The organism is Pseudomonas sp. RW409 (assembly GCF_003184125.1).
In the GTDB taxonomy this organism is placed as follows: Bacteria; Pseudomonadota; Gammaproteobacteria; order Pseudomonadales; family Pseudomonadaceae; genus Aquipseudomonas; species Aquipseudomonas chlororaphis_I.
This window is the reverse complement of sequence record NZ_QHHP01000034.1, coordinates 300,095-320,955: the sequence shown is the minus strand read 5'-3', so window position 1 is coordinate 320,955 and position 20,861 is coordinate 300,095. Positions and strand designations below refer to the sequence as shown.

Sequence of the window (20,861 nt, the reverse complement as noted above, 5' to 3'; positions counted from 1 at the left end):
GAAGTCCCCTATAAAGAAGTCATAGAGCGCCACCCCGGTCCGGGGCTGGCGCAGTCTAAAGAATGAAAATGACGATTAGCCTGCAACGAGGACGTAGACCTCGGTTACAGCGCTGAGTTTAGAAACCGGTCATGAACAGGCTCTGTGAAAACCATGAAGACGACGGCAAACCTGAATCGATCAGGGCTGCATCAAGTCGGGGGTGGTTTTCACAGAGGCTGCTAGCCGCCGGACTTCTTCGCCTTGAAACCGTGCTTGATCAGCTCTGCCAAGAGTAGCTCGACATGATCGCCCTGGATCTCGATGACGCCGTCTTTCAACGCGCCACCTGTGCCACAACGTTTCTTCAACGTGGTCGCCAGCTCCTTGAGCGCGTCTTCGGCCAACGGCACGCCGGTGATGGTGGTCACCGTCTTGCCGCCGCGGCCCTTGCTTTCGCGGCGCACGCGAGCAATGCCGTCGCCGGCAGGGATAACGGTTTGTTTGCAGATGCAGGCTGCCACCGGCTGGCTACAGTCCGGGCAATGTCGACCTGCGTCGGTGGAAAATACCAGGCCACCAAGGGCGGCGAAGGATGCGGCTTTTTTGGCCACCGGCAATCCTCTTGGGAGGACAAAGACTGGTCGAAGCACATGGCCTGTGCCATCGACCGCGAAGCCCCACTCAGGCAGGGGCAGCGCTACTGGACCGACCGCGCTTGTAAAGGCAGCGCCGGCTCAGCTTGAAAAAGGTCGCGCAGTGTAACGGCAAAAAGCCGACTTGCTAAGAGCCTAAGCGCGCCAATTTATACAACTTTAACGACGCCGCGCCAGATAGCGCTGCAAGGCCGCCAGGGAGTCCGGGCAATAGGGCTTTTCGGCGATTTCCCGCATCACTTCGTCGATCGAAATGAAGCGCGCTTCCAGCACCTCTTCCGGCTGCAGGCGCAAAGGCCCGTCCCAGACTGCCGAAAAGGCCGAACACCAGAGGCGATTGCCGGTGTCTTCGAAAAAGAAGTGGTCGTGGGCGGTCAACTCCACCCCGCTCACCCCCAGTTCTTCCTCCAGCTCACGGGCCGCCGACTCGGCGTAGCTCTCGGTGGCCAGCACCATGCCGCCCGCGGCCACGTCCCAGTAACCGGGATAGAGGGCCTTGCTCAGGGTGCGCCGATGCACGCACAGCTCACCGGCGGAATTGAACAGCAGGATATAGGTGCCGCGCCCGATCAGGCCACGCTCGCGCAACTCCGAGCGGGCCAGCGCGCCCAGCAACTGGTCTTCGCCATCGACCCAGGCGACTTGTTCGGCATCGGAGGCCGCGCGATGCGCGGCCTCATTGGAGGTAACCACCATGAATCAACCCTGGTTGAGCAATTGACGCAAGTCGATGACCGCCGCGTTGGCCCGGGAAATATAGTTGGCCATGACCAGCGAGTGGTTAGCCAGCACGCCAAAGCCGCTGCCGTTGAGAATCATCGGGCTCCACAGCGTTTCCTGGGACGCCTCCAGTTCACGGATGATCTGACGCACGCTGACGGTGGCGTTCTTCTTGGCCAGTACGTCGGCGAAGTCGACCTCGATGGCGCGCAGCAGGTGCGACAGGGCCCAGGCCTGGCCGCGCGCTTCGTAGAACACGTTGTCGATCTGCATCCAAGGGGTTTCCACCACCTCTTCGTCGACCTGCGGCGACTGGCCCGGCGCCGGGACTTCGGTTTTCAGCGCGGTGTTGAGCTTGACCCGGCCGACGCTGGCCGACAGGCGCTGGGACAGCGAACCCAGGCGGGTCCCGACGTCACCCAGCCAGTTGTTCAGGTTGTCGGCACGGGCATAGAACAGCGCGCTCTTCTGCTCCGGGTCGGACAGGCGTGCCTGGTAGCGGCTCAGGGAATTGATGCCTTCCTGGTACTCGGACTCGCTGGACGGCAGCACCCAGCTCTTGTTGTCGAAGTTGAAGCGTGGCTCGGCCTTGGCCAGGTCGGCGTCCTCGGCGGACTGCGACTGGGAGCGGGCGAAGTCCTTGCGCAAGGCGCGGGTCAGGTCGCGGACCTGCACCAGCACGCCGTATTCCCAGCTCGGCATGTTGTCCATCCACAGGCCCGGCGGGAAACGGTCGTTGGAGATATAGCCACCCGGCTTGTTCAGCAGGGTGCCGGCCACGGTCTTGAGGGTTTCCACCGTGGTGTAGCCCACGACCATCTGCTTGCCTTCCTTCTCGGCGGCAACCTGCGCGCCTTGCTGGACCGGGAACAGCGACGGTTCCTGGCTCCAGTACCAGCCCAGGGCACCGGCCACCAGCAGGTACAGGACCAGCAGGGTGCCCAGGGCGCGGCTGAACAGCAGGCCACCAAAGTAGCTGCGTGTCGCCGACTTGGGTTCGGCAGCACGATCCGGCGCGCTGCCCGCGCGGTTCTTCCAGTCCAGCATGGCTATATCCTTTCAATCACTTGGGTTCATCGGTTCGACCACAACCCTGCTCCATCGTGCCTCGAACCGAGCGGATTAAAAATCATCCACCGCGCAAGACGCCACATGCCGGGTGCATATCGAGCGGCCACTATAAATGAAGCACAGTTCAGAACCTATGCGACCAGTCGGTCGGGAACTGAATAAGGTCGCTTTGCAGATTGTTGACGTACGACACTCGTACAATCCATAAGAGGTGCTAGCATAGAGCCACCAGTCGATCTCAGCATGCACCCTAACTAGTAGTCAGGATATGACCGAGCCAGAAGACCCCAGCCGTGAGCGCCTCAAGCACCACTTTGCCCAGCGGGTAATTCACCAGGCTCGTCAGATCCTCGAGATATGGCAGCGCCTGCAGCGCAGCGAATGGTCGACCGCCGACATGTCCGAACTCAGCGAGGCCAACCTGCGCCTGCTGCGTTTCGCCGAACGCTTCGAGCAACCCGAACATACCCAACTGGCGCGCAGCATCAGCGATTCGCTGGAAGCGGTGGACGCCAACCGCGGGCGCCTGAGCAGCGGCCTGATCACCGACCTCAACCGCCTGATGCAACGCCTGTCGCGCACCGGCCTGCGCCATGGCGACCAGTTGGAACAGACCTTCCTGCCGCCCCTGCGCAAGCCGATCTACGTGATGCTGCAAGATCACGATCGCGGCGAGCGCCTGGCCAAGCAGCTGGAATTCTTCGGCCTTAGCGCCCAGTCCCTGGACAGCATCGCCGCGTTTCGCGCCTCGATGGTCGAGCGTCTGCCCGCGGCGATCGTCATCGACGTCGATTTCTGTGGCAACGGCATGGGCCTGCAACTGGCCGCCGAAGCCCAGGAAGGCCTGGAGCAGAAGCTGCCCCTGCTGTTCTTCAGCCTCCACGAAACCGACACCCCGACCCGCCTGGCCGCCGTGCGCGCCGGCGGCCAGGAGTTCCTCACCGGTACCCTGGAGGCTTCGAGCCTGCTGGAGAAGATCGAAATCCTCACCTGCGTCGCCCAGTATGAACCCTATAAAGTGCTGATCATCGACGACTCCCGCGCCCAGGCCCTGCACACCGAACGCCTGCTCAACAGCGCCGGGATCATCACCCGGACCCTGATCGAGCCGATCCAGGCGATGGCCGAACTGGCCGACTTCCAGCCGGACCTGATCATTCTCGACATGTACATGCCAGCCTGTACCGGCACCGAACTGGCCAAGGTAATCCGCCATAACGACCGTTATGTCAGCGTGCCGATCATCTACCTGTCGGCCGAAGACGACCTGGACAAGCAGCTGGACGCCATGAGCGAGGGCGGCGACGACTTCCTGACCAAGCCGATCAAGCCGCGCCACCTGATCACCACCGTGCGCAACCGCGCCGCCCGCGCGCGCAACCTCAAGGCGCGCATGGTGCGCGACAGCCTCACCGGGCTGTACAACCACACCCATATCCTGCAACTGCTGGAAGACTGCAGCTTCCGCGCGCGCCGCGAGAACAAGCCGCTGAGCTTCGCCATGCTCGACATCGACCACTTCAAGCGGGTCAACGACAGCCACGGCCACCCCATGGGCGACCGGGTGATCAAGAGCCTGGCGCTGTTTCTCAAGCAGCGCCTGCGCAAGACCGACTTCATCGGCCGCTACGGCGGCGAAGAGTTCGCCATCGTCATGCCCGACACCGACCTGGAAGCGGCCTGCAAGGTGCTGGATGAAATCCGCCAGCGCTTTGCCGAGATCCACTACCCGGCCCAGCCGCAGGACCTGTGGTGCACCTTCAGCGCCGGAGTGGTCGAGCTGCGGGAAGATTCCGACAGCCTGATGATGGCCAGCCAGGCCGACGAAGCGCTCTATCGCGCCAAGGACAGCGGACGAAATCGCGTCCAGGCGGCGCGCCATCAAAGCGCCACTTTTTCACCGGAATCCACCGATTCGGTCATAACCCTGTAATACAAACGCAATAAATTCAGGCACTTACCATTCAAGTCGTTGGTAGAACGCAATGCGCCTGAAGCTGCTGACCAATCTCAATACCCTGCTATTAGTTGCCGTTTGCCTGGCCCTGGGCGCCACGCTCTGGTGGTCGCAACGCGCCCTCGAACGCCCCTATCTATTGATGGAGCGCTACCTGGGGTTGTCCCAGCAGTTCCAGAACCAGGCGGCGCGCAACATCGTGGACTACCTGGCCAGCGGCGACGCCCTGCGCCTGAGCAGCGCCAGCCAGGCCATCGAAACCCTGCAGGCCCAACTCGACGAACTGCCCGCGGAACTGGCGCAAAGCCTGCGCCCGAGCCTGTCGGGCCTGGCCGAATTCAGCAAGACCGACCTGCTGGCCGCCGGCAAACTGGCCGGCGATCCACAGGCGCTGCTGCTACAGGCCGAGCGCGAGCTGGGGGCCAGCCTCGAACAATTGAGCCAATACGCCACCGGAGCCGCCAGCAACCCGAGCGCCGCGACCTACCTGCCGCTGCTGCTGAGCGCCTCCCAGCACCTGGGCAAGCTGTCCCTGGCCCGGGAAAAACTGGTGAGCAGCGGCCGCAGCGAGCTGGCCGCCGACGTCGAGCGCGAAGTGAGCAACATGCGCGTCCAGGCCGAGCAGCTGGACGTCCTGCCCTTGCTGGGTGTCGCGGCCAGCAACGAGTCGAATACCGATGACTTCGCCGCCATGATGGGCCTGGAGAACACCGAGAAAGCCGCCGCCGAAGACGCCGGCATCGGCCTCAAGCGCGAACTCAACAGCCTGCTCGGTCGTTACCCCGCCGAGCTGAACCGCACCCGCGAGCAGATCCAGAAACGCGCCGACCTCAGCGCCGCCACCCACCTGAAAATCACCGCCGTGCAGCAGGCCATCGCCGAGCTGGAGCCGGTGGTGCGCGCCCAACATGGGCAGATCCAGGGCGAAGTACGGCTGATGCAGGGCCTGATGATCGGCCTGATCCTGCTGATCGCCCTGCTTATCGATACCTTGCAGCGCCGGCTGGCGCGGGTCCTGACCAACCTGGCGCCGGCCCTGTCGACCTGGGCCGAAGGCGACTTCAGCCGCGACATCCAGCTGGGCCGGACCAACCGCGAACTGCACGATATCGAAGAGTCCCTGAACCGTCTGCGTGCCTACCTGGTGGACCTGGTGGGCACCATCCGGCAGAACGCCGAACAGGTCGCCGGCAGCAGCCGCGCCCTGGCGGACCTGAGCAGCGGCCTGCACGGCGGCGCCGAGCGCCAGGCCGGGGATACCGCGCAGATCCGTGACGCCCTGGGCGAGCTGGAAGCGACCATCCAGCAAGTCGCCGGCGATGCCAGCCAGGCCGCCGATGCCAGCCGCAGCGCCGGGCTGGCGGTGGAACAGGGGCAGAAAGTGATCGGCCTGAGCCTGACCGGGCTGCATGCCCTGGTCGGCGAAGTGCAGGGCAACGCGCAGATGATCGAACAGCTGGCCGAGGAATCGGCGACCATCGGCGGCGTGCTCACGGTGATCCGCTCCATTGCCGACCAGACCAACCTGCTGGCCCTGAACGCCGCCATCGAAGCCGCGCGGGCCGGGGAAATGGGTCGCGGCTTTGCCGTGGTCGCCGAGGAAGTGCGCTCCCTGGCGCAACGCACCGCTGGCGCCACCGCCGAGATCCAGACCCTGATCGCCGGCCTGCAGGCCGCCGCCCGGCAATCGGTGGAGGGCATGCGCGCCCAGGTCGAACATGCCGAAGCCACCGCCAGCCAGGCCCAGGCCGCCGACGGTGCGCTGGATGAAATCGTCGGGGCGATCCAGACCATCTCCGACACCGCCATCCGCATCGCCGATGTCACGGCCCAGCAAAGCGGCGCCGTCAGCGAAATCCGCGACCACAGCGAGCGCATCCATCAACTGGGTGGGGATAACTTGCAACGCATCGGCGAAGGTCGCGAACAGGGCGAGAACCTGCTGGCCCTGGGCGGCCAGCTGCACACGGCGGTGCAGGCGTTCCGCGTCTGACCCTGTAGCCGCTGCCGAGCCTGCGAGGCTGCGATCGAGGACGCAGTCCTCGCAAAGCCGACCCATGTGGTTTGCCTGAAAGAGCACGGTTGCAGACTTTGCGGCCGCTACGTCGGAATGCCGCCCAGACCGATCGCAGCCTCGCAGGCTCGGCAGCGGCTACAGGGCGCATGCGCAGAGTCAGCCGCTCTCCGCTATCATGCGCACACCTTCGATTCGCGAGATTGCCATGCGTCGCCTGCTTTGCCTGATGTTGTTCGTGCTTGCCCTGCCGGCGACCGCCGCCGGGCTGCTGGACAGCCGCCCCAGTTCGACCCTGGGTTCGATCAACAACAGCGCCGACTTCCTGCCGGTGCGCGAAGCGTTCCAGCTGAGCCTGCTACAAGGCACGCCGCAATCGATCAAGCTGCGTTTTGTCGCCACCGAGGGTTATTACCTCTATCGCCACCGCTTCCAGTTCCGCGCCGAGCCCGCCGACATCGCCCTGGGTGCCGCCCAACTGCCCAAGGGTGAACAGAAACACGACGAGTTTTTCGGCGACGTCGAGGTCTACCACGACATTGTCGATGTCGAACTGCCGCGTACCGGCGCAGATCAACGGGCCTTCACCCTGGTCGTGACCTACCAGGGCTGCGCCGACAAGGGCCTGTGTTATCCACCGGAAACCGAGCGTTTGCAGATCGATGGCGCCGCCTCTTCTGCCAATGCCTCAAGTGCCGGCAGCCCCGCTACCGACAGTGGGAAAACCGGCTGGAGCTGGCGCGAACTGGCGCTGTTCTTCCTTGCCGGCATCGGCCTGACCTTTACTCCCTGCGTCCTGCCGATGCTGCCGATTCTGTCCGGCGTGGTCCTCAAGGGCCAGGTTGGCGGCTGGCGCGGCTTCAATCTGTCGCTGGCCTATGTGTTGCCGATGGCCGCCTGTTTCGCCCTGCTCGGCGCCTTGATGGGGCTGTTCGGCGCCCAGCTCAATTTGCAGGCGCGCCTGCAATCGGCCTGGGTGCTGGTGCCCTTTGCGTTGTTCTTCGTCGTGTTCGCCCTGGCGATGTTCGATGTCTTCGAACTCAAGCTGCCGCGTTTTGTCAGCCAACGCCTGGAACGCATCGCCGGGCGCACCGAAGGCGGCTCGCTGTGGGGCGCGGCGGTTCTCGGCGTGGTGTCCAGCCTGCTGGTATCGCCCTGCGTTTCGGCGCCGCTGGCAGGCGCCCTGCTGTATATCAGCGCCAGCGGCGACGCCCTGGGCGGCGCCCTGAAACTGTTCGCCCTGGGCCTGGGCATGGGCGCGCCGCTGTTGCTGGTGGCCACCGGCGGCGCGGCCTGGCTGCCGAAAAGCGGGCCATGGCTGGTCTACGTGAAAAACGCCATTGGCGTGCTGCTGCTCGGCCTGGCGATCGGCCTGCTGAGCCGGGTCTTGCCGGGCCAGGTCAGCCTGTTGCTGATTGGTGCGCTGGCGGCCGGCGTCGGCCTGTTTCTCGGCGCCCTGGAGTTTGTCTACAAGGCACCGCGCGCGCGCCTGGCGCAGCTGTGCGGGCTGTTCCTGCTGGTGTATGCCCTGGCCTGCTGGTACGGCGCATTCAGCGGCCAGACCGATCCGTTCAGCCCGCTCGCCCGCGCACCGGTCGCGACCACCAGCAACAGCCCTGAGAAAACCAGCGCCGGCCAGTGGCAGACCGTCACCACTCCGGGCGAGCTGGACCAGGCCCTGGCCGATGCCCGAAACGCGGGTGTCCCACTGCTCCTCGACTGGTACGCCGACTGGTGCATCAGTTGCAAAGTCATCGAACGCGAGGTGCTCGGCGACCGCCAGGTCGTCGAACGCCTGCAGGGCTATCGCCTGGTCCGCTTCGATATCACCGCCAGCAACCGCGAACAGCGCGCCCTGCTGGACCGCTACCACCTGTTCGGCCCGCCGGCGCTGATGTTCTTCGGCAAAGATGGCGTCGAACGTGCCGATGTGCGCGTGGTCGGCGAAATCAGCGCCGCGGACTTCGCCGAACGCATTGCCGCAGCGAATGACCGGAATTAGTCAGTTGGTCACATATTTCGCGTAAACATCGGTCATCGTGCTGCCTATTGCAGAGAACTGGACAGTCACAAAGGCTTTGCGGCATAGTCGCCGGGTTCTGAATAATGGCCCACAGATAAAACAAGGAACGGCAGATGGCGACCCTACTGGTGCTTCACGGACCCAATCTGAACCTGCTCGGCACCCGTGAACCGGGGGTCTACGGCGCAGTCACCCTGGCTGAGATCAACCAGGACCTGGAACGCCGGGCTCGCGAGGCCGGCCACCATTTGCTCTACCTGCAAAGCAACGCCGAGTATGAATTGATCGACCGTATCCATGCTGCCCGCGATGAAGGCGTGGACTTCATTCTGATCAATCCAGCAGCTTTTACGCATACAAGTGTCGCATTACGTGACGCGCTGCTGGCGGTGAGCATCCCATTCATCGAAGTGCATTTGTCTAACGTGCACAAACGCGAACCTTTCCGCCATCACTCCTACTTCTCCGACGTTGCGGTGGGAGTGATCTGCGGCCTTGGCGCCAGCGGTTACCGACTGGCCCTGGAGGCCGCACTAGAGCAGCTTGAACAACAAGCTAAACGCCCCTGACCGACCCTTGGGAGTTGATGATTCATGGATATCCGTAAAGTTAAGAAACTGATCGAACTGCTGGAAGAGTCCGGCATCGACGAGCTGGAGATCAAGGAAGGCGAAGAGTCCGTACGCATCAGCCGCCACAGCAAGACTCCAGCCCAGCAGTACTACGCACCGGCACCGATGGCTGCTCCGGCCGCCGCACCTGCCGCTGCCGCTCCGGCCGCCGCCGCTGCACCAGCAGCTCCAGCTGCCCCAGCGCTGAACGGCACCGTTGCCCGTTCGCCGATGGTCGGCACCTTCTACCGCAAATCCTCGCCAACCTCGCCAGCCTTCGTTGAAGTCGGCCAGAGCGTGAAGAAAGGCGACACCCTGTGCATCGTCGAAGCCATGAAGATGATGAACCACATCGAAGCTGAAACCAGCGGTGTGATCGAATCCATCCTCGTCGAAGACGGCCAGCCGGTTGAGTACGACCAACCGCTGTTCACCATCGTTTGAACCGCGGAGAGCCAACGATGTCTGCGAAGTTGGAAAAAGTTCTGATCGCCAACCGCGGTGAAATCGCCCTGCGGATCCTGCGTGCCTGCAAAGAGATGGGTATCAAGACCGTCGCCGTTTACTCCAAGGCCGACAAGGAACTGATGCACCTGGGTCTGGCAGACGAATCCGTCTGCATCGGCCCGGCCTCCGCCGCGCACTCCTACCTGCACATTCCGGCGATCATCGCGGCCGCCGAAGTGACTGGCGCCACCGCCATTCACCCAGGCTACGGCTTCCTCGCGGAAAACGCCGACTTCGCCGAGCAGGTCGAGAACTCCGGCTTCGCCTTCATCGGCCCGAAAGCCGAGACCATTCGCCTGATGGGCGACAAGGTATCGGCCAAGCACGCGATGATCGCTGCCGGTGTACCGACCGTTCCCGGTTCCGACGGCCCGCTGCCGGAAGACGAAGAAACCGCGTTGCGCATCGGCCGTGAAGTCGGCTACCCGGTGATCATCAAGGCCGCTGGCGGCGGCGGTGGTCGCGGCATGCGCGTGGTGCATAAAGAAGAAGACCTGATCTCCTCGGCCAAGCTGACCCGCTCCGAAGCGGGCGCGGCGTTCGGCAACCCGATGGTCTACCTGGAGAAGTTCCTGACCAACCCACGCCACGTGGAAGTCCAGGTACTGTCCGACGGCCAGGGCAACGCGATCCACCTGGGCGACCGCGACTGCTCCCTGCAGCGTCGTCACCAGAAGGTGCTTGAAGAAGCGCCGGCCCCGGGCATCGACGAAACCGCTCGCCAGGAAGTCTTCGCGCGCTGCGTCAAGGCGTGCATCGACATCGGCTACCGCGGTGCCGGTACCTTCGAGTTCCTGTACGAGAACGGTCGTTTCTACTTCATCGAGATGAACACTCGCGTGCAGGTAGAGCACCCGGTATCGGAAATGGTCACTGGCGTCGACATCGTCAAGGAGATGCTGAGCATCGCCGCTGGCAACAAGCTGTCGATCTCCCAGAAGGACGTAGTCATTCGTGGCCACGCCCTGGAATGCCGGATCAACGCCGAAGACCCGAAAACCTTCATGCCAAGCCCAGGCACGGTCAAGCATTTCCATGCTCCGGGCGGCAATGGCGTACGCGTCGACTCGCACCTGTACAGCGGTTACGCGGTTCCACCGAACTACGATTCGTTGATCGGCAAGCTGATCACTTACGGGGCAACCCGTGAAGAAGCCATGGCGCGCATGCGCAATGCGCTGGACGAAATCGTGGTCGACGGGATCAAGACCAACATTCCGCTGCACCGCGACCTGACTCGTGACGAAGGCTTCTGCAAAGGTGGTGTGAACATTCACTACCTGGAGCACAAGCTGGCCGGTCAACACTGATCGACACCGCACCAGACCGACAAGGCCGCTTTCGAGCGGCCTTGTCGTTTCTGCCCCCCCTGTAGGAGCGAGCTTGCTCGCGACAGGGCCATCAGCGACAACACGCATTTTCCTGGTGTTACGCGGCGCCCCTGCAGGCATCGCGAGCAAGCTCGCCCCTACAGAGAGGCGGTGCGGGCAAGTGGAAATGGCGCCTGGCGTGTCGTCTTCTGCGCCTCGCTCGCGTAAACTTGCGCGCTTCTCGCAGCCCGCTAGGCTGCACATTACATATTTCAAAGGTGCCCGCCATGCCTTGGCTGCAAGTCCGTCTCGCCATCAGCCCAGAACAAGCCGAAACCTACGAAGACGCTTTTCTCGAAGTCGGCGCCGTTTCGGTGACCTTCATGGACGCCGAGGATCAGCCGATCTTCGAACCGGAACTCAACACCACCCCGCTGTGGAATCACACTCACCTGCTGGCCCTGTTCGAAGGCGGCACCGAGGCCGCCAGCGTGCTGGCCCACCTTGAGCTGCTGACCGGCAGCCCGCTGCCCGAACACTACAGCGAAGTGATCGAAGACCAGGACTGGGAACGCAGCTGGATGGACAATTTCCAGCCGATGCGTTTCGGCCAGCGCCTGTGGATCGTCCCCAGCTGGCACGCCGCTCCCGAGCCGGACGCGGTCAACCTGCTGCTCGATCCGGGCCTGGCCTTCGGCACCGGCACGCACCCGACCACCGCGCTGTGCCTGGAATGGCTCGACGGCCAGGACCTGAAAGGCTGCAACGTGCTGGACTTCGGTTGCGGCTCGGGGATCCTGGCGATCGCCGCCCTGCTGCTGGGCGCCAAGCAGGCGGTGGGCACCGACATCGACGTGCAGGCCCTGGAAGCCTCCCGCGACAACGCCGGGCGCAACAACATCGCCGAAGAACTATTCCCGCTCTATCTGCCGGAAGACCTGCCACAGGTCCAGGCGGACGTGCTGGTCGCCAATATCCTCGCCGGCCCGCTGGTTTCCCTGGCGCCGCAACTATCCCGCCTGGTCAAGAGCGGCGGACGCCTGGCGCTGTCGGGCATCCTCGCCGAACAAGGTGAAGAAGTCGCGGCCGCCTACGCCCAGGACTTCGACCTGGATCCTATCGCCAACCTCGATGGCTGGGTACGCATCACCGGCCGTCGGCGCTAGAATGGCCGCCTGCATGAACCGGATCGCCGCATGACCGACAGTTTCGTCACCCAGTGCCCGCATTGCCAGACCAGCTTCCGCGTCAGCCACGCTCAGTTGAGCGTGGCCCGGGGCGTGGTGCGCTGCGGCTCGTGCCTGCAGGTGTTCAACGCCGCACGGCAGTTGCTTGAGCAACGCGCTGGCAAGGACGCTGTCGCTGCACCTTCCACACCGGCCACCCCTGCCGAACCGCTGACCCCGCCGCCACCGCGCGCCATCAGCCAGAAGCAGTGGAGCGCCACCGAACTCGACCTGGACAGCCTCGACCTGGACGAGGAGCTGGCCAAGCTCGAACAGCGGGAAATCCAGCCGACCAAGGCCTTCGGCCAGGAGCGCGCTTCCAGGGAGGATACCCTCAGTGCCCGCCGCGACCAGCCGGAAGCCGAGGAGGAACACTGGCCCGACAGCCTGTTCAGCCAGCCACCCGGCAGCAGCGACGACCTCGACGAAAAACCCGAGCCGCCCGCCGTCGACGCCGGCCGCTCCGGGCGTACCGAACCGTCGCTGTCCTTCAACCTGGACGATCTGGAAGACGAACCCAAGGCGCCCTCCCTGCTCCCGGACGACGACCTGGAGCCCGTGCCAGCGCACAGCTCCCTGAAGGCCGACGAGCCCGATGAGATCGAGCCGCCGGCCAGCCCGGCGCCACGACGCAACAAGCGTGGCCGCGCCGAGCCCGAGGCGCCGGACGCCGTGCTGCTGGACCTGGAAGACGACCCGATCCAGCTGGACTGGCAAAAGCGCCGCTCGCCCTGGGGCCGCCGCCTGCTCTGGAGTTTGTTGATCCTGCTGGCCGCCGCCGGCCTGGCGGGCCAGTACATTGCCTATCACTTCGACGAACTGGCGCGCCAGGACCAGTACCGCCCCTGGTTCCAGCAACTGTGCCCGGAACTGGGTTGCACCGTGCCCTCGAAGGTCGATATCGGTCGCATCAAGAGCAGCAACCTGGTGGTGCGCAGCCACCCGGACTTCAGCGGCGCCCTGGTAGTGGATGCGATCATCTACAACCGCGCGCCGTTCTCCCAGCCCTTCCCGCTGCTGGAGCTGCGTTTCGCCGACCTCAACGGCCATCTGATCGCCAGTCGTCGCTTCAAGCCCGGCGAATACGTCAAGGGTGAACTCGAAGGCGTGTCGGAGATGCCGCCGCAGACGCCGATCCATATCGCGCTGGACATCCTCGATCCGGGCCCCAAGGCCGTCAACTACAGCCTAAGCTTTCACTCGCCCGAGTAAGACGGGCCATCCGAGCAAAGGCCGCGCTGGATTGACGACGGTTTTCTGACTGCTGCCCAGCGGACCAAACCGTTGGCGATAACAGAATAACTGTTCAGATTTTATCCAATTCAGCCTTTATCCGGTCATCGAGAGCGGGTATCATGCCAACCCTTTTTCGAACTCTCATGATCCGGCCCCACAACAGGGAAGTCCTATGTCGGCGGTACGCATCGGCCCATATACATTGCACAACGGCTTGATTCTCGCCCCCATGGCGGGAGTCACCGACCAGCCCTTTCGTCAGCTTTGCAAGCGGTTGGGTGCAGGCCTTGTAGTCTCGGAAATGGTCACCAGCGACATGAGTTTGTGGAACAGTCGCAAATCGCGTCTGCGCATGATCCACGAGGGTGATCCCGAGCCGCGCTCGGTACAGATCGCCGGTGGCGATGCACAGATGCTGGCGGATGCCGCCCGCGCCAACGTCGAGTTGGGCGCACAGATTATTGATATCAACATGGGTTGCCCGGCAAAGAAGGTCTGCAACAAGGCCGCCGGCTCCGCGTTACTGAAAGATGAAGATCTGGTGAACGAGATCCTGCAGGCCGTGGTGGCCGCAGTCGATGTGCCGGTCACCCTGAAGATCCGTACCGGCTGGGACCGGGCGAACAAGAACGGCCTGACGGTGGCGAAGATCGCCGAACAGGCAGGTATCACGGCATTGGCGGTCCATGGCCGGACCCGGGCCGACCTGTACACCGGTGTTGCCGAGTACGACACCATCGCTGCGATCAAGCAGGCGGTGTCGATCCCGGTCTTCGCCAACGGCGATATCGACTCGCCCGAAAAGGCCCGCTACGTCCTCGACGCTACCGGTGCCGACGGGCTGTTGATTGGCCGGGCCGCTCAGGGGCGGCCATGGATTTTTCGTGAAATCGAGCATTTTCTGCGTACCGGTCAAACCCTGCCGGCACCTGAGCTGTTCGAGGTGGAACGTATTCTGCTTGAGCATCTGGCCGCGCTGCATGCCTTCTATGGCGATGTCATGGGCGTACGCATTGCTCGCAAGCATGTGGGCTGGTATCTCGCAACCCTGCCGGGCGCCAGGGAGTTTCGCGCCCACTTCAATCGTTTGGAAGATACGGAAGCACAGTGCGCCAACGTTCGTGAGTTCTTTGCCGAGCGTTACAAGAGCCTGGTGACAGGGGACGGAGAGGGGGTGGCCGCATGACGATGATGACCGAGACTTTAGTGAGTGGAACAGCACCCGTGAGCGACAACGTGAATTTGAAACAGCACCTCAATACACCGAGCGAAGAAGGCCAGACCCTTCGCGGGAGTGTCGAGAAGGCGCTGCACAATTATTTCGCCCACCTTGAGGGCGCGGCCGTCACGGACGTGTACAACCTGGTGCTCTCCGAAGTCGAGGCTCCGTTGCTCGAAAGCGTGATGAACTACGTCAAGGGCAACCAGACCAAGGCCAGCGAGCTGCTCGGTCTGAACCGCGGCACCCTGCGCAAGAAACTCAAGCAGTACGATTTGCTGTAAGCATTCAATCAAACCAGAAAGGCGCCCGCGTAAAACCGGTCGCCTTTTTTGCTGACTCCTTTGCTTTTGATGGAAATTGAGATGACCGACCAGACTACCCGCCTGCCGATCCGCCGCGCCTTGATCAGTGTTTCCGACAAGACCGGGATCCTCGAATTCGCCAAGGAGCTGGAAGCCCTGGGCGTGGAGATCCTCTCCACCGGCGGGACCTTCAAACTGCTGCAGGACAACGGCGTGGCCGCAGTAGAAGTCGCGGATTACACCGGTTTCGCGGAAATGATGGACGGCCGGGTGAAGACCCTGCACCCGAAAATCCACGGCGGTATCCTCGGTCGTCGCGGTATCGACGACGCCATCATGAACGAGCACGGCATCAAGCCGATCGACCTGGTAGCGGTCAACCTCTACCCGTTCGAAGCCACCATCTCCAAGCCGGGCTGCGACCTGCCGACCGCCATCGAGAACATCGACATCGGCGGCCCGACCATGGTCCGCTCGGCGGCCAAGAACCACAAAGACGTGGCCATCGTGGTCAACGCCAGCGACTACGGCCAGGTGCTGGAAAGCCTGAAGGCCGGCGGCCTGACCTACGCCCAGCGTTTCGACCTGATGCTCAAGGCCTTCGAACACACCGCGGCCTATGACGGCATGATCGCCAACTACATGGGCACCGTGAACCAGGCGGCTGAAACCCTGACCACCGAAGGCCGCAGCGAATTCCCGCGCACCTTCAACAGCCAGTTCATCAAGGCCCAGGAAATGCGCTACGGCGAGAACCCGCACCAGAGTGCGGCGTTCTACGTGGAAGCCAAGCCTGCCGAAGTCGGCATCGCCACCGCTACCCAGCTGCAAGGCAAGGAACTGTCGTACAACAACGTGGCCGACACCGACGCCGCGCTGGAATGCGTGAAGAGCTTCGTCAAGCCGGCCTGCGTCATCGTCAAGCACGCCAACCCGTGCGGCGTGGCCGTGAGCCCGGACGCTGAAGGCGGTATCCGCCAGGCGTACGAGCTGGCCTACGCCACCGACACCGAATCGGCCTTCGGCGGCATCATCGCCTTCAACCGCGAACTGGACGCCGAGACCGCCAAGGCCATCGTCGAGCGTCAGTTCGTCGAAGTGATCATCGCCCCTTCGGTCAGCGAGGAAGCCCGCGCCATCGTTGCCGCCAAGGCCAACGTGCGCCTGCTGGCCTGCGGCCAATGGTCGGCGGACCGTGTTCCGGCCTGGGACTACAAGCGCGTCAACGGTGGCCTGCTGGTGCAGAGCCGCGACATCGGCATGATCGGCGCCGACGACCTGAAAGTGGTGACCAAGCGCGCCCCGACCGAACAGGAAATCCACGACCTGATCTTCGCCTGGAAAGTGGCCAAGTTCGTCAAGTCCAACGCCATCGTCTACGCCAAGAACCGTCAGACCATCGGCGTCGGCGCCGGCCAGATGAGCCGCGTGAACTCCGCCCGTATCGCCGCGATCAAGGCTGAACACGCCGGCCTGCAAGTGCAGGGCGCGGTCATGGCATCCGATGCGTTCTTCCCGTTCCGCGACGGTATCGACAACGCGGCCAAGGTCGGCATCACCGCGGTGATCCAGCCAGGCGGCTCGATGCGCGACAACGAAGTGATCGCCGCCGCCGACGAGGCCGGCATCGCGATGGTGTTCACCGGTATGCGCCACTTCCGCCACTAAGAGCAGCCACAAGCTTCAAGCTGCAAGCGACAAGGCAGAGCCGACCGCAGTTGCTCTTGCCTTGCCCTTGCAGCCTTCCTAATTCAAAGCTGCACGCAGCACTTCAGAGCGATCCAGATTGCTCTTAACTTGCAGCTTGCGGCTTATAGCTTCCTCCGAAGGAGTCTGACTTGAACGTTTTGATCATTGGTAGCGGCGGTCGTGAACACGCCCTGGCCTGGAAAGTCGCTCAAGACCCACGGGTCGAGAAAGTCTTCGTTGCCCCGGGCAACGCCGGCACCGCCATCGAAGCCAAGTGCGAGAACGTGGCCATCGATGTATTGGCCCTCGAGCAACTGGCCGATTTCGCCGAGAAGAACGTTTCCCTGACCATCGTCGGTCCGGAAGTCCCGCTGGTCGCCGGCGTGGTCGATCTGTTCCGCTCCCGCGGCCTGGACTGCTTCGGTCCGACCGCTGGCGCGGCCCAGCTGGAAGGTTCGAAAGCCTTCACCAAGGACTTCCTGGCTCGCCACAAGATCCCGACCGCCGACTACCAGAACTTCACCGAGATCGAGCCAGCCCTGGCTTATCTGCGGGAAAAAGGCGCGCCGATCGTGATCAAGGCCGACGGCCTGGCCGCCGGTAAGGGCGTGATCGTCGCCATGACCCTGGCCGAAGCCGAAGACGCCGTGCGCGACATGCTGGCCGGCAATGCCTTCGGCGACGCTGGTTCGCGTGTAGTGATCGAAGAGTTCCTCGACGGCGAGGAAGCCAGCTTCATCGTCATGGTCGACGGCAAGAACGTGCTGCCCATGGCCACCAGCCAGGACCACAAACGTGTCGGCGACGGCGACAGCGGCCCGAACACCGGCGGCATGGGTGCCTACTCCCCTGCCCCGGTGGTCACCGCCGACGTGCACCAGCGCGTGATGGACCAGGTGATCTGGCCGACCGTGCGCGGCATGGCCGACGAAGGCAACGTCTACACCGGTTTCCTGTACGCCGGTCTGATGATCGACAAGGCCGGCAACCCGAAGGTCATCGAGTTCAACTGCCGCTTCGGCGACCCGGAAACCCAACCGGTGATGCTGCGCCTGCAGTCGAGCCTGGTGCTGCTGGTCGAGGCCGCCCTGGCCCAGGCGCTGGACAAGGTCGAAGCGCAATGGGATCCACGCCCGAGCCTGGGCATCGTCCTGGCCGCTGGCGGCTATCCTGGTGACTACGCCAAGGGCGCGGTGATCGAAGGCCTGGACGCAGCCGCCAAACTGGAAGGCAAAGTCTTCCACGCCGGTACCGCGCTCAAGGACGGTCAAGTGGTAACCTCCGGCGGCCGCGTGCTCTGCGCCACCGCCCTGGGCGACAGCGTAAGTGCCGCGCAGCAGCAGGCTTACCAACTGGCAGCTAAGATCGATTGGCAAGGCTGCTTCTACCGCAAAGACATCGGTTACCGGGCCATTGCCCGCGAGCGTGGCGAAAATCAGGAGTAATCCTGTCTTCCCGTCCGGCAGGCGCCCCAGGCCCTTGCCGGACGGCTCCAGCGCCGCGCATAGTTATAATCTGGCATCAACCTACGAAGGGATTTCGCCGTGCGCTGGCTCAGGACTGCCATAGGTTTCACCGTCACTCTGCTGACCCTGCTCTGCTTGATCCCGGCCCAGGCCGCACAAGGCAGTAACTGGGCCGTTTTGCTCGATGAACAGGCCGACCTGCAACTGAGCGATATCCGCTCCCCGCGCTACACCAATCAATTCAGCCCGATCGAACTGGAACGCATCACCGCCGCCGAACCCGGAGGCGCGTTATGGCTGCGTTTCAAACTGCAACCGGGCAAGCACGAACAACTGCTGCGGATCTTCGCGCCCGACCTGTCACGCCTGGACATGTATGTGCTGGACGGCGACAACCTGGTCGAGCAGCTGACCTCCGGCACCCAACAACCCCAGGCCGAACGGCCGTTGCCCAGCAGCGACTTCATGCTGCCGCTGCCACAGGAGCAGAAGACCCTCGATGTCTATCTGCGCCTGGTCTCCGACCATCAGCTGCGCCCTTACATCACCCTGCAACCGGCGGTCATGACCGCGGCCAATCAGGGCCAGAGCGTGCTCTACGGCCTGCTGTTCGGCTGCATGGGCATGCTGATGCTGCACAACCTGGTGCGCTACGCCTACACCCGTTCGCGCAGCAGCCTGTGGCTGGCGTCCTGCGAAGCCCTGGTGATGCTCAGCCTGGCGCTGATGCTCAACCTGTTCGGCCCCTGGCTGCCGGACTGGCATGCGATACAGACCCCTGGTGCCTACCTCGCGCTGCTCTTGACCACCCCTTGCGGGCTGATGTTCGTCTATCGCTTTTTCGCCCCGCTGGGCCCGCATCCGCTGAACAAGCTGCTGCTGGTCGACATCCTGATGGTCGGCCTGTGCAGCCTGTTGCTGCTGTTCGTCGACTCGCTGCCGCTGAATCTCATCACCTACGGCCTGGTGGCCCTGGTCGGCCTGAGCATGCTGTTCATCGCCGGTTATCACTGGCACAAAGGCTACCGCCCGGCGCGCTACTTCGTGGCCGGCATGGGCATCTTCAACATCGGCGCGCTGATCGTGCTGCCGGCGCTGCTGGGGCTGACCATGGTCGCGCCCCAGGGGCTGATCGTCACCCTGCTGGTGACCATGTGCCTGAGCGGTTGGGCGATGAGCATCGCCCTGGGCGAGCGCCAGCGCAGCATCACCGAGGATGAGTTCAGCGTCAGCCGCGACCTCGCCGCCAGCAACGCCGAGGTCAATGCCAAGGCCGAGTTCCTGGCGAAGATCAGCCACGAGATCCGTACACCGATGAACGGCGTGCTGGGCATGACCGAACTGCTGCTGGGCACGCCCCTGTCGGTCAAGCAGCGCGACTACGTGCAGACCATCCACAGCGCCGGCAATGAGCTGCTGACCCTGATCAACGAGATCCTCGACATCTCCAAGCTCGAGTCCGGGCAGATCGAGCTGGACGATGTGCAATTCGACCTCAATGCACTGATCGAAGACTGCCTGAGTATTTTCCGCGCCAAGGCCGAGCAGCAGAACGTCGAGCTGATCAGCTTCATCCAGCCGCAGGTGCCGCGCGTGATCAGCGGCGACCCGACCCGCTTGCGCCAGGCCATGCTCAGCCTGCTGGAAAACGCCCTGAAGAAGACCGACGAAGGCGAGGTCCTGGTGGTGGTCGCGCTGGACGAGCGCACCAGCAAACCGCGCCTGCGCATCGCCGTGCAGGACAGCGGCCAGCCGATGGAAGCCGAAGAGCGCGATGCCCTGCTGCACTCGGAACTGCACAGCAAGAACTTCCTCGCCAGCACCCGCCTGGGCGGCAATCTCGGCCTGGTCATCGCCCGCCAGCTGATCCTGCTGATGCATGGCGAGTTCGGGATCAAGACCAGCGCCAACCAGGGCAGCACCCTGTGGCTGACCCTGCCGCTGGACCCGGAACGCCTGGAGCACCCGACCTCCGACCTGGATGGCCCGCTGCAAGGGGCGCGGGTGCTGGTGGTGGACGACAACGACACCTGCCGCAAGGTCCTGGTGCAGCAATGCAGCGCCTGGGGCCTGAACGTCAGCGCCGTGCCTTCGGGCAAGGAAGCCCTGGCCCTGCTGCGCACCAAGGCGCACCTGCGCGACTACTTCGACGTGGTGCTGCTCGACCAGAACATGCCCGGCATGACCGGCATGCAACTGGCGGCCAAGATCAAGGAAGACCCGAGCCTGAACCACGACATCCTGCTGATCATGCTCACCGGCATCAGCAACGCGCCGAGCAAGGTCATCGCGCGTAACGCCGGGGTCAAGCGCATCCTCGCCAAGCCGGTGGCCGGCTATACCCTCAAGACCACCCTGGCCGACGAGCTGACCCAGCGCAACAAGGGCCAGTTCGTGCCGCATCAGCCCCATGCGCTGAGCGGGGTTCCGGTGCCGGTCAAGGTACCGAGCGACTTCCGCATCCTGGTGGCCGAGGACAACAGCATTTCCACCAAGGTGATTCGCGGCATGCTCGGCAAGCTCAACCTGCAGCCCGATACCGCGAGCAACGGCGAGGAAGCCCTGCAAGCGATGAAGGCCCAGCGCTACGACCTGGTGCTGATGGACTGCGAAATGCCGATCCTCGACGGCTTCTCCGCCACCCAGCAGCTGCGGGCCTGGGAAGTCGGCAACCAGCGCGTGCGCACGCCGGTGGTGGCACTGACCGCGCACATCCTCACCGAACACAAGGAACGTGCGCGGCAGGCCGGCATGGACGGGCACATGGCCAAGCCGGTGGAGCTGTCGCAACTGCGCGAACTGATCGAGCACTGGGTGGCGCAGCGCGACCTGCAGAACCGCACCACGGCGCAACCGTCCTGAGCCGACAGCA

General features: G+C 63.7%; 16 protein-coding genes. 13 read left to right on the top strand and 3 right to left on the bottom strand.

What is annotated here, in order from left to right; genetic code table 11:
• Nucleotides 1-221: 221 nt before the first annotated feature.
• From DK261_RS17685 to DK261_RS17675, 3 genes are all read right to left on the bottom strand, one after another.
• Nucleotides 222-593, bottom strand: coding sequence for a translation initiation factor Sui1 (locus tag DK261_RS17685; RefSeq protein WP_007921638.1), 372 nt, complete (start codon nucleotides 591-593; stop codon nucleotides 222-224).
• A 201-nt stretch (nucleotides 594-794) separates the two neighbouring features.
• The gene (locus tag DK261_RS17680; RefSeq protein ID WP_009046778.1) at nucleotides 795-1,331 is read right to left on the bottom strand and encodes an NUDIX hydrolase; all 537 of its coding nucleotides are present in this window, start codon (nucleotides 1,329-1,331) and stop codon (nucleotides 795-797) included.
• A gap of 3 nt (nucleotides 1,332-1,334) precedes the next feature.
• Nucleotides 1,335-2,402 (bottom strand): DUF2333 family protein, encoded by a 1,068-nt coding sequence (locus tag DK261_RS17675; RefSeq protein ID WP_110176076.1) that lies wholly within the window; start codon nucleotides 2,400-2,402, stop codon nucleotides 1,335-1,337.
• 292 nt (nucleotides 2,403-2,694) lie between these two features.
• Between DK261_RS17675 and DK261_RS17670 the strand changes: the two genes are divergently transcribed.
• The 13 genes from DK261_RS17670 to DK261_RS17610 all read left to right on the top strand — a co-directional run bounded on the left by DK261_RS17670 (nucleotide 2,695) and on the right by DK261_RS17610 (nucleotide 20,851).
• Entirely contained in the window at nucleotides 2,695-4,359 is a 1,665-nt protein-coding gene (locus tag DK261_RS17670; protein ID WP_009041984.1) for a PleD family two-component system response regulator, read from the top strand.
• 52 nt (nucleotides 4,360-4,411) lie between these two features.
• Nucleotides 4,412-6,376 carry a methyl-accepting chemotaxis protein gene (locus tag DK261_RS17665; protein WP_110176075.1) on the top strand — a complete coding sequence of 655 codons (1,965 nt, stop codon included), beginning with the start codon at nucleotides 4,412-4,414 and terminating at the stop codon, nucleotides 6,374-6,376.
• Nucleotides 6,377-6,605: 229 nt separating this feature from the next.
• A complete protein-coding gene (locus DK261_RS17660) occupies nucleotides 6,606-8,399 on the top strand; it encodes a protein-disulfide reductase DsbD (protein WP_110176106.1) in 1,794 nt (597 codons plus the stop codon).
• Nucleotides 8,400-8,533: 134 nt separating this feature from the next.
• A complete protein-coding gene (aroQ, locus tag DK261_RS17655) occupies nucleotides 8,534-8,989 on the top strand; it encodes a type II 3-dehydroquinate dehydratase (RefSeq protein ID WP_007921644.1) in 456 nt (151 codons plus the stop codon).
• 24 nt (nucleotides 8,990-9,013) lie between these two features.
• The gene (gene accB / locus DK261_RS17650) at nucleotides 9,014-9,475 is read left to right on the top strand and encodes an acetyl-CoA carboxylase biotin carboxyl carrier protein (protein ID WP_009046774.1); all 462 of its coding nucleotides are present in this window, start codon (nucleotides 9,014-9,016) and stop codon (nucleotides 9,473-9,475) included.
• Between the two features lie 17 nt (nucleotides 9,476-9,492).
• Entirely contained in the window at nucleotides 9,493-10,848 is a 1,356-nt protein-coding gene (accC, locus tag DK261_RS17645) for an acetyl-CoA carboxylase biotin carboxylase subunit (RefSeq protein ID WP_007921646.1), read from the top strand.
• A gap of 287 nt (nucleotides 10,849-11,135) precedes the next feature.
• Nucleotides 11,136-12,014, top strand: coding sequence for a 50S ribosomal protein L11 methyltransferase (gene prmA / locus DK261_RS17640; protein WP_028681590.1), 879 nt, complete (start codon nucleotides 11,136-11,138; stop codon nucleotides 12,012-12,014).
• A 30-nt stretch (nucleotides 12,015-12,044) separates the two neighbouring features.
• On the top strand, nucleotides 12,045-13,286 hold the full coding sequence (locus tag DK261_RS17635) for a DUF3426 domain-containing protein (protein WP_110176074.1): 1,242 nt from the start codon (nucleotides 12,045-12,047) through the stop codon (nucleotides 13,284-13,286).
• Between the two features lie 196 nt (nucleotides 13,287-13,482).
• Nucleotides 13,483-14,496 carry a tRNA dihydrouridine synthase DusB gene (gene dusB / locus DK261_RS17630; RefSeq protein WP_007921649.1) on the top strand — a complete coding sequence of 338 codons (1,014 nt, stop codon included), beginning with the start codon at nucleotides 13,483-13,485 and terminating at the stop codon, nucleotides 14,494-14,496.
• The gene (fis, locus tag DK261_RS17625) at nucleotides 14,493-14,813 is read left to right on the top strand and encodes a DNA-binding transcriptional regulator Fis (RefSeq protein WP_007921650.1); all 321 of its coding nucleotides are present in this window, start codon (nucleotides 14,493-14,495) and stop codon (nucleotides 14,811-14,813) included. The genes dusB and fis overlap by 4 nt, the downstream gene beginning before the upstream one ends.
• Before the next feature lie 81 nt (nucleotides 14,814-14,894).
• Complete coding sequence (gene purH, locus DK261_RS17620; RefSeq protein WP_009046770.1) at nucleotides 14,895-16,502, top strand: bifunctional phosphoribosylaminoimidazolecarboxamide formyltransferase/IMP cyclohydrolase; 1,608 nt, start codon at nucleotides 14,895-14,897, stop codon at nucleotides 16,500-16,502.
• A 170-nt stretch (nucleotides 16,503-16,672) separates the two neighbouring features.
• Nucleotides 16,673-17,968 (top strand): phosphoribosylamine--glycine ligase, encoded by a 1,296-nt coding sequence (gene purD / locus DK261_RS17615; RefSeq protein WP_016703772.1) that lies wholly within the window; start codon nucleotides 16,673-16,675, stop codon nucleotides 17,966-17,968.
• A 99-nt stretch (nucleotides 17,969-18,067) separates the two neighbouring features.
• Nucleotides 18,068-20,851: a hybrid sensor histidine kinase/response regulator gene (locus DK261_RS17610; protein ID WP_016703771.1), complete on the top strand. Its 2,784-nt coding sequence runs from the start codon at nucleotides 18,068-18,070 to the stop codon at nucleotides 20,849-20,851.
• Nucleotides 20,852-20,861: the final 10 nt, after the last annotated feature.

Coding starts and splice junctions, on each gene's coding strand:
- DK261_RS17680 (WP_009046778.1), bottom strand. CDS start 1,331: ATGGTGGTTACCTCCAATGAGGCCGCGCATCGCGCGGCCTCCGATGCC.
- DK261_RS17675 (WP_110176076.1), bottom strand. CDS start 2,402: ATGCTGGACTGGAAGAACCGCGCGGGCAGCGCGCCGGATCGTGCTGCC.
- DK261_RS17670 (WP_009041984.1), top strand. CDS start 2,695: ATGACCGAGCCAGAAGACCCCAGCCGTGAGCGCCTCAAGCACCACTTT.
- DK261_RS17665 (WP_110176075.1), top strand. CDS start 4,412: ATGCGCCTGAAGCTGCTGACCAATCTCAATACCCTGCTATTAGTTGCC.
- DK261_RS17660 (WP_110176106.1), top strand. CDS start 6,606: ATGCGTCGCCTGCTTTGCCTGATGTTGTTCGTGCTTGCCCTGCCGGCG.
- aroQ (WP_007921644.1), top strand. CDS start 8,534: ATGGCGACCCTACTGGTGCTTCACGGACCCAATCTGAACCTGCTCGGC.
- accB (WP_009046774.1), top strand. CDS start 9,014: ATGGATATCCGTAAAGTTAAGAAACTGATCGAACTGCTGGAAGAGTCC.
- accC (WP_007921646.1), top strand. CDS start 9,493: ATGTCTGCGAAGTTGGAAAAAGTTCTGATCGCCAACCGCGGTGAAATC.
- prmA (WP_028681590.1), top strand. CDS start 11,136: ATGCCTTGGCTGCAAGTCCGTCTCGCCATCAGCCCAGAACAAGCCGAA.
- DK261_RS17635 (WP_110176074.1), top strand. CDS start 12,045: ATGACCGACAGTTTCGTCACCCAGTGCCCGCATTGCCAGACCAGCTTC.
- dusB (WP_007921649.1), top strand. CDS start 13,483: ATGTCGGCGGTACGCATCGGCCCATATACATTGCACAACGGCTTGATT.
- fis (WP_007921650.1), top strand. CDS start 14,493: ATGACGATGATGACCGAGACTTTAGTGAGTGGAACAGCACCCGTGAGC.
- purH (WP_009046770.1), top strand. CDS start 14,895: ATGACCGACCAGACTACCCGCCTGCCGATCCGCCGCGCCTTGATCAGT.